Annotated in this window: 5 protein-coding genes; 4 read left to right on the forward strand and 1 reads right to left on the reverse strand. The window is 68.8% G+C overall.

The window, feature by feature from the left end; translation table 11 throughout:
* Positions 1–55: 55 nt before the first annotated feature.
* Positions 56–3,184: a M14 family zinc carboxypeptidase gene (locus ACWCO3_RS26850; RefSeq protein WP_450012668.1), complete on the reverse strand. Its 3,129-nt coding sequence runs from the start codon at positions 3,182–3,184 to the stop codon at positions 56–58.
* Positions 3,185–3,405: 221 nt separating this feature from the next.
* Between ACWCO3_RS26850 and ACWCO3_RS26855 the strand changes: the two genes are divergently transcribed.
* The 4 genes from ACWCO3_RS26855 to ACWCO3_RS26870 all read left to right on the forward strand — a co-directional run bounded on the left by ACWCO3_RS26855 (position 3,406) and on the right by ACWCO3_RS26870 (position 8,450).
* Positions 3,406–4,809: a hypothetical protein gene (locus ACWCO3_RS26855; protein ID WP_145784234.1), complete on the forward strand. Its 1,404-nt coding sequence runs from the start codon at positions 3,406–3,408 to the stop codon at positions 4,807–4,809.
* 106 nt (positions 4,810–4,915) lie between these two features.
* Complete coding sequence (gene metK, locus ACWCO3_RS26860) at positions 4,916–6,103, forward strand: methionine adenosyltransferase (RefSeq protein ID WP_145784232.1); 1,188 nt, start codon at positions 4,916–4,918, stop codon at positions 6,101–6,103.
* A 73-nt stretch (positions 6,104–6,176) separates the two neighbouring features.
* Positions 6,177–7,331 (forward strand): glycosyltransferase, encoded by a 1,155-nt coding sequence (locus ACWCO3_RS26865; RefSeq protein WP_358163102.1) that lies wholly within the window; start codon positions 6,177–6,179, stop codon positions 7,329–7,331.
* Between the two features lie 6 nt (positions 7,332–7,337).
* Positions 7,338–8,450 carry a glycosyltransferase family 4 protein gene (locus ACWCO3_RS26870; protein ID WP_145784227.1) on the forward strand — a complete coding sequence of 371 codons (1,113 nt, stop codon included), beginning with the start codon at positions 7,338–7,340 and terminating at the stop codon, positions 8,448–8,450.
* The last annotated feature ends 93 nt before the right edge of the window (positions 8,451–8,543 follow it).

The raw sequence follows: 8,543 nt of genomic DNA on the forward strand, positions 1-8,543 counted from the left end.
CCTACCAGCAGGGTCGCCACGCCAACGAGGCCCACGCCGGCCATCGCCGCCGTCGTCACGAGGAGGAAGTGTGAGGTGCGCGGGTCCAGGAGGGGCCGGTGAGGTGGGTCAACGAGCGGGCGACCAGGTCATCGCGGGCCGCCGGGGAGAGGCCCTCCAACCCGAAGCCCAGGTACACCGTGTCCCCGGTGACCACCACCGAGCCCTCCTCGAACGCCTGCTGGCTGCGCGACCAGTCGTTGGCGTTGCCACCGGACCCGGCCGGAGGCCCGGCCACCGTCCAGCCGCCCAGGTCGGCGGACTCGAACGAGGTCTCCGCCACCGTCGACCCGTCAACCACGACCCGGGCGTCGTCCAGGAAGACGCCGAGGCCCTGCGTGGCCCAGTCCGAGGCGTACGTGATCGACACCTCGACCTGCTTACCGGCGTACGCGGTCAGGTCGACCACGAACTCCTTCCAACCGCTCGACGTCCCGGTCGCCGCGTTCCAGCTTCCGGTGCTACCGGTGGGGGAGCAGCCCGCGCCCTGGTAGTGGGCGAGGAACGGGTGCAACTGGCCCCAACCGGAGGCGCAGCTCTCCCCGGTGACCGTGCTGGTCTTGCCGTTGACGTCCGGCAGTGTCGTCCAGTTGTCGCTGCCCACCTCGTGGGCCTCGACGAAGAGGAAGTCCCAGTTCTGCTCGATCTCGTACGAGGTGAAGAAGCGCAGCTCTCCGTTGGTCGCCCCGCTGAGGTCCACCGTGCGGGTGAGCCGCTTGTACGATTCGTCGGCCTGCCCGCTGTGCAGGTACCACTCACCCGTACGCGGGTCGAACGGCGCGCCACCCGGTCGGGTCCAGCCCACCGGTGCGGAGCTGGCGAACTGCGGGAACTCGTCCGGCGGCAGGAAACTCGACGTGGTCAGGAACGACGCGGTGTGCCCCTGGTTCTCCGCCGAACCGGCCGCGTTGAGCTGCCCGTTGAAGCCGGTGAACGCGCCGTCGCGGCCGGCGACCGGGAACGGCTCTCCCTCCGGCGCGGTGCCGCCGTCGCTGACGTAGGTGTGCGCCCCCAACCAGTACTGCTGGAAGTCGTTCAGCAGCGGCAGGCAGGTGAGGTCGTCGGCGTTGGTGCACTCCGGCGGCGCGTCCGGGTGGTAGACGTACGAACCGTTGGCGCCCTGGGCGAACAACGCGTACTGGCCGCTGACCAGGAGCTTGCCACCCTCGTTCAGGTAGTCCCGGACGGCCAGTTCGGTGTCCAGCGCCGCCTTGGCCGTGGTGCCGGCGACCTGGCCGGGCGAACGCATGATCACGTCGTCGCCGGTCTCCCACACCACGGCCTTGTAGTGCGACAGCACCCCGAGCGGGTGCGGCGCCTTACGGCCCATCACGTCGAAGTCGTACACGTCGCTGCTGCGCCCGGCGGCGCTCAACGATGCCGCGACCTCGTCGGCGTACTTCGCGGAGGTGCCGGTCTGCGCCGGGCTGAGACCGGTGACGTCCTCAGCAGCGAGAACCAGCACGTCACCGCCGATGTCGCTGTGCACCCGGTAGGTGAAGTGAACGCTTGCGACCACCCCGGACCGGGGTTTGTTGCCGGTGAACCAGACCTCCACCCGGTCTCCCGGTTTCGTGCCGCCGACCGTCCCGCGTAGCTCCGCGTAGTAGTCGTCGTGCGTGCCGCCGTACCGCTCGCCGCCGCGCCACTCGCGGACCGCGACGGTCTTCGGTCGCCCGCCGTTGACCGTGTAGTGCATCTTCACGTTCTTGAGCGCCCGCCGGGTGATGGCGGCGACCTGCTGGGTGCGCCCGTACGAGGTGTCGAAGGCGTCCACCACGAAGTCCGGGGTGCTCCGGCCGACCACCGACACCGGCTCGTCCGGGTCCGCCGCCGACTTGGCCACGGCCAGCGCGAACGGCAGGTTCTTGCTCACCTCACCAGCGATCAACGTCTCGTCGTCGGGGAAGATGAAGCCACTGACGCAGTCCTCCGGGCGCCACTCGTCGTCCGGGTCGACCGCCGAGGCGGCCTCACAGGTGGACATCTCGGGGGTGAAGCCCAGCGTGCCGTACCGGACGGTGGCGTGGCTGTCGGTGTCACCGTTGGTCGTGTACAGCTCGGCGGAGATGTCCGGGTCGTAACCGGGCACCGCCGGGTGCGCGTCGTCCCCGGCCATCGCCTTGTAGATCTCGTCATCCGGGGTGGGAGTGCTCACCTGCCAGCCGAGGCCGTAGAGCAGCAGCTCGGCCGCCGAGTGATAGTTGACGAAGAACTCGAACCCGACTCGCTTGAAGAGCTGGTCCAGGGCCTTGGTCTCCGGCTCCGAGTTGGGGCCCGGGCCCCGGTAGGTCTCGCTGTTCGGCTCCGGTGACGAACCCTCGTTGTCGTACCCCCACTTGTAGCTGAAGTTGCGGTTGAGGTCCACACCGTCGCCGGAGGTGATCTGTCCGTCGCCGTTGTTGTCCCGCAGGTTCTTGCGCCACAGCCGGTTGCCCGAGGTGAAGGTGAAGTCGTAACCGTCCGGGTTGGCCACCGGCAGGAACCACAGCTCGGTCGTGTCCAGAAGTTTCGTGATCTCCTGGTCGGTGCCGTAGCTGTCCAGCACGTGGTGCATCAACCGGCGGGTCATCTCCGGCGTGATCCACTCGCGGGCGTGCTGCGCGCCGGCGTAGAGCACGGCGGGCCGCTTCCCGTCCGCGACGGTCCGCGCGTTCTTGGTGACCTTCACGGCGACGATCGGCTGACCCTGCTGGGTGCGGCCGATCGTCTCCACCTTGGTCAGCTTGGGATAACGGGCCGCGGTGGCGTTCAGCTCGTCGCGCAGACCGCCCGGCTCCCCATAGGGCCGGAACGCCGTCCAGCCCGCCGCCGCCTGCTCCCGCAGCGCCTGCGACGCGTCCTTGCCGCGCACCTTCTTCACCGACAACGGGACGCCCTGGTCGGTCAGCCGCTTCGCCTGCCGGCGACTGAGCACCGTCTCGACGGTCGTCGTGCCGGTCGAGTCCGTCTTCGCGTCGTGGCCGAGGTCGACCCCCGCCGCGCGTAGCTGGTCCCGCTGTTTCGCGTCGACCGTGCCGACGTAGACCTCCAGGCCGTCGCGGGCGCCCGGTTCGGACGGTGGCTTCGCGCTTGCCGGCGGGGTCAACGCCAGTGCGCCGAGCAGGGTGACCACGCTGGCGATCGCCAGTCGTCTCGGTCTCATCGCGCCTCCTTGGGTGAAGGACCTGTAGGCGCGAGCCTTCTGCTGGGGGGTGATCGATGTCAATAGGTCGAGAGGTGCGAGGTAGCTGGCCGTGTCGGTGTCGCTCCCTCGCGTGACGACCCGGGGCGGAAGGGGATCGGATTGAGGGTGCAGGCATGACCGGCGGGCCAAGAATGTGAATCAGGCATCGAGCGGTAGCGGTTCCGATACGCTCCGCTCCCATGGGGACAATCCATGCACCGGTCAGCCGTTCGGCGTTGCACGCCCGCCCGCGCGCCGGCGGGGTGCCCCAGTTCATGCGGAACCTGGCCGCCGGTACGGCGTGGCTGGTGGCCGGTGCCGCCTGCTTCGTTCTCAACCCGGCCCTGGCAACCGATTGGCACCGCGAGGCCACCATTGCCCTGAGTCTCCTCGCCATCCTCTTCGGCACCTGGGTCTTCTGGCGGCACGGGGGCACGCGGATCACGGCGGTGGGGATCTACAACCTCGCCTTCGCGGTCTTCGTCGGGTTCGGCGGCTTCTACCACAGCATCAAGAACGTGGCGACCGATCCCGGTATCCCGTTGTTCACCACCGTCGCCGTCTGCTTCTTCGGTCATGTGCTCACCTGGATGCTGTTCTGGGGTGATGGCGCGCCCTCCAGGGCCCGGTCTGACGCCGCCCGGGTGGACGCGGGCACCGCGGGGTGGGCGTTCACCTTCGGGCTGGTCCTCCTCGCCGTCGCCGTCATCGCCTCGCTGGTTGACGCCGAGACCGAGTTCACGGCGAAGCCGGTCGGCTTCGTCGGCGTCGTGTTACTGGCGGCGGGCCTGCTGCGTGGCCCACTCGGTCGGTGGAAGGTGCTGTGCGGATCGGTGTGTGCCGTCGCCTTCACCGTCTATTTCTTCTATCTGTTCAACGGATTCGGCCGCATCGTCCTCGGGTCCCTCGCCCTCGCCCTGCTCGTCGTCCTGGCTCACGGCGACCGGCGGCGTTACACCAAGGGGATCGTGATCCTCGGTGGAATTCCGGCCCTGTCGTTTCTCGCCGCGCTGCGCGCCGGCGGGGCAGCCTCGGACGTGGACAGCGACGGCTTCGGATCGGCCGTCAGTCCGATGTCCGCGTTCGCCGAACTCTGGCAGATGAACACCATCGGTCTGCTGCCCCGGGGATGGGGCGAGACCTTCTTCGCCGCCGCGGTCGCCCTGGTGCCCCGCGCGTTCTGGCCCGACAAACCAGTCGGCTTCGGTTATGAGCTGGTGCCTTACCTCGCGCCCGGACTGGCCGGCACCGGCCATTCCGTGGCGGCCCTCTGGTATGGCGAGTGGCTGTTCAATTTCGGTGTCGTCGGCATGGCGGTGATGATTCCGGTGACCGGTTTCGCCGTGTCCGCCATCGACCGGTTCCTGGCTCGTGCATCGGCGCGGCCGCTGACCACGCCCACGGCGCTCGGCCGGTACGTCGGCGGAGTTCTTCTCGCCGTCGGTCTCTTCGATCTGGTCTGGGTGGGTGGGTTCACCTACATGACCCGTACCGGGCCCCGGTTGGTGGTTCTGGCCATGTTGGTAATCGCGACGGCGTGGCTTGCCCGTCGTCCGACCGAGCCGGAATCGATGTTTAAGACGACCGCCCGCGCCCGTCGGTGATGCGCCAACATTGACCGCCCGGCCAAGTAACTGATCGTACGGCAACTCGTTGTTTCATTGCGCCAGCGCTTGCCGTAATGAGCATTGCTAACCAGGGGGAGTAATTGTGTCAGGCCGCCTTTTCACGTCCGAGTCAGTCACCGAGGGGCATCCTGACAAGGTTGCTGACCAGATCAGCGACGGCATCCTGGACGCGTTGCTCACCATCGACCCTCGTAGCCGGGTCGCCGTGGAAACTCTCCTCACCACCGGCCAGGTGCACGTTGCCGGCGAAGTGGCGACGACGGCGCAGGTGGACATCCCGGAGATCGTTCGCCGGCTGATCGTCGACATCGGATACGACTCGTCGGCCAAAGGATTCGACGGCGCCTCCTGTGGTGTGAGCGTCTCCATCGGTAAACAGTCTCCGGACATCGCTCAGGGTGTCGACAGCGCGATCGAGGTGCGGTCTGGCTCGTCCAGCGCGTTGGACACCCAGGGTGCCGGTGACCAGGGCATGATGTTCGGCTTCGCCTGCTCGGAAACTCCCGAGTTGATGCCTCTGCCGATCGCGCTCGCGCATCGACTGGCGCGCCGACTCGCTGCCGTACGCAAGAACGGCGCCATTCCCTATCTTCGTCCCGACGGCAAGACGCAGGTCACCGTCGAGTACGAGGGAATGCGTCCGGTCCGTCTGCACACGGTGGTCGTGTCCACCCAGCACGCCCCGAACATCGCGTTGGATTCGCTGCTCACGCCGGACATCCGTGAACAGGTCATCGCCCCGGAACTCGAAGGCCTGGACCTGGACACGGACGGATACCGGCTGCTGGTCAACCCGACCGGACGATTCGAAGTCGGTGGACCGATGGGCGATGCCGGTCTGACGGGACGGAAGATCATCGTCGACACCTACGGCGGTTACGCCCGTCACGGCGGTGGCGCGTTCTCCGGGAAAGACCCGTCCAAGGTGGACCGTTCCGCGGCCTATGCCATGCGATGGGTGGCCAAGAACGTCGTGGCCGCGGGTCTGGCCGAGCGCTGTGAGGTACAGGTCGCCTATGCCATCGGCAAGGCGCACCCCGTCAGCCTCTCCGTGGAGACCTTCGGCACGGAGAACGTGCCCGTGTCGACGATCAGCAGGAGCATCACCGAGGTCTTCGACCTGCGGCCGGCAGCCATCGTTCGTGACCTGGACCTGCTCCGCCCGATCTATCGGCAGACCGCGGCGTACGGACACTTCGGCCGTGAGCTGACGGACTTCACCTGGGAAAGTGCCGGCCGTGCGATCGCCCTCAAGTCCAGTGCCCTCTGAGCACGACTACCGGGTGCTGGCTACTTCGGCGTACTTCGAACCGGGTTATCGTGCCGGCGGTCCGGTGCGATCCATGGTCTGCATGGTTGACGGGGTGCCGTCGGACGTGCGCCTGACGCTGGTCACCAATGACCGTGATCTCGGTTGCCGGACGCCATATCCGGGACTGTCCGGACGGTGGACGACCCGGTCCCGGTCCCGGGTCTTCTATCTGAACCGCCGTAGCCCGCGGCACTGGTGGCGCATCTGGCGCGCTCAGCGGTCGGCCGGCCCGTTCGACCTGCTCTACGTCAACAGCGTCTGGCAGCCGACCTTCTCGTTGCTGCCGGTGCTGGCGACCATCCTGGGGCTGGTTTCCGCGAAGCGGATCCTCATCGCGCCGCGCGGAGAGTTCTCGCCGGGGGCGCTCGGTATCCGGTCGCACAAGAAGCGGCTGTTCCTGGCCCTCTGGCGTCGGCTCCTGGGCCGGCGGGATGTCCTCTGGCATGCGACGAACGATCGCGAGGCGGCGCACATCCGCGCCCTCGTTCCCGGAGCGCGGATCGTGCTACGGGAGAACCAGACGCTGCTGCCGGTGGACCCCGCACCGCCGGTGGAGCACGACGACGATCGCCTGCGACTCGTCTTCCTCAGCCGCATCACGCCGATGAAGAACCTCGACGTGGTGCTGCGGGCCCTGACGACGGTCAGCCGCCCGCTGAGTCTCGACATCCACGGGCCGGTGGACGACCCGTCGTACTGGCGGGAGTGTCAACGGCTGTGCGACGAGCTACCTGCCACCGTGACGGTCCGGTACCGCGGTCCGGTGCCTCCGGCCGAGGTCCGCGCCACCTTCACGCGCTACGACGCCTTCGTGCTGCCGACCCGCGGGGAGAACTTCGGGCACGTCATCGCCGAGAGCCTGTCCGCCTCGTGCCCGGTGGTCTGCTCGGCGGAGACACCCTGGACCGACGTCCTCGAAGGCGGCGGCGGTGTCGTCCTCCCGGCGCTCTCCCCCGCGGAGTTGAGCCGGGTCATCGAGCGTATGGCAGCCGACGGCGTCGCCGAGCGTCACGCGAGGCGGGCCGCGGCCGGCGAGGCCTACCGCGCCTGGCGGGCCCGGCAGGCCACGCACAGTGTGGTCGATCTCGTCCGCACTGACACGTTCACCGACGTGACCGGTCCGCCGCCGCAGGGGCGCGCTGGCCGCGTACCGAGCGGCACGACCGCCGTCCGGGAGAGGAGCTGACGCATCGTGGCGGAGGTCCTCTTCATCGTGGAGGTGCCCACTCCATACCGGAATCCGGTGCTCGACCACCTGCACGTCGCGGGTCTCGATATGCACGCTCTCTATCACCGGGGCGACGCGGATCGTGGCTGGGGCGCGGCCGTGCCGGCTCATCCGCACGAGGTGGTTGATGGCGGGACGGTGTCGAGGTGCGTGGCCCTGGTGCGCGCCGCGCTCCGCCCCGACCTGAAGGTCGTCTGCTGTTTCGGCTACGCCCGGCTCGCGAACGTCCTCGCCGTGCTCACCGCCCGGCTGCGCGGCGCCCAGGTGGTGCTCCGGTCCGACAGCAACTGGCTCGACGAGCGCCGACGGCCGGCAGTGCGGCGATGGGGAAAGCGGCTGCTGCTGCGGGCGATCCTCGGGCGGCGGGCCCGGGTGTGGACGGTGGGAGCGCAGAACGACAGGTACTGGGCGGAGTACGGCTTCGGCAACCGACACCTGATCCCGTTCGGTCTGCCCAGGCCGCCCGTCGCGAGCCCGGAGCAGGCTGCGGCGCTGCGGACCCGACACGCCCTCGGCGACGGGCTCGTCATCCTGTTCGTGGGGCGACTCGCGCCGGCCAAGGGACTGGACACGCTGCTGTCCGCTTTCGCGGCGTTCGCCGATCCCGCTGCGCGGCTGGTGATCGTGGGGCAGGGGCCGCAACGGTCCCTGGTCGACCGCGCGGCTGCCGCCGATCCGCGTATCCGTGTCCTGGGCGCGCTGCCGCAGGACGAGCTCGGTCCCGTCTTCGCGGCGGCCGACCTCTTCGTCCTGCCGTCGCGCTACGAGCCGTGGGGTCTCGTTGTCGCGGAGGCGCAGGCCAACGGCGTGCGGGTCGCTGTTAGCGACGCCGTCGGATGTCATGCCGATCGCGTCACCACTGACAACGGTTGGGTGTTCCCAACAGACGATGCCGACCGCCTCGCGGAGGTGTTCGTCGAGGCACGCGACCTGAGCAGCCTGCGCCGGCTCCGCGTACCGGCGACCCCGGCCTTCAATGCCGGCCCCGCCATGGCCGCTGAACTCGTGGCGATGGGTGCCCGGGTGACATCGAGAAGGGCACGTCCGGTGCCGGAATACGAGAACGAAAGGTGTTGAGTGCGATGAGACGTCCGTCGGTGATGGACAGGGTTCGCGCGCGTGTCCCCGGCGTACCACGGAGCGGGCGGGAGGTGCTCACCTCGCTGCAGG

Source organism: Micromonospora sp. NPDC002411, from assembly GCF_053592955.1.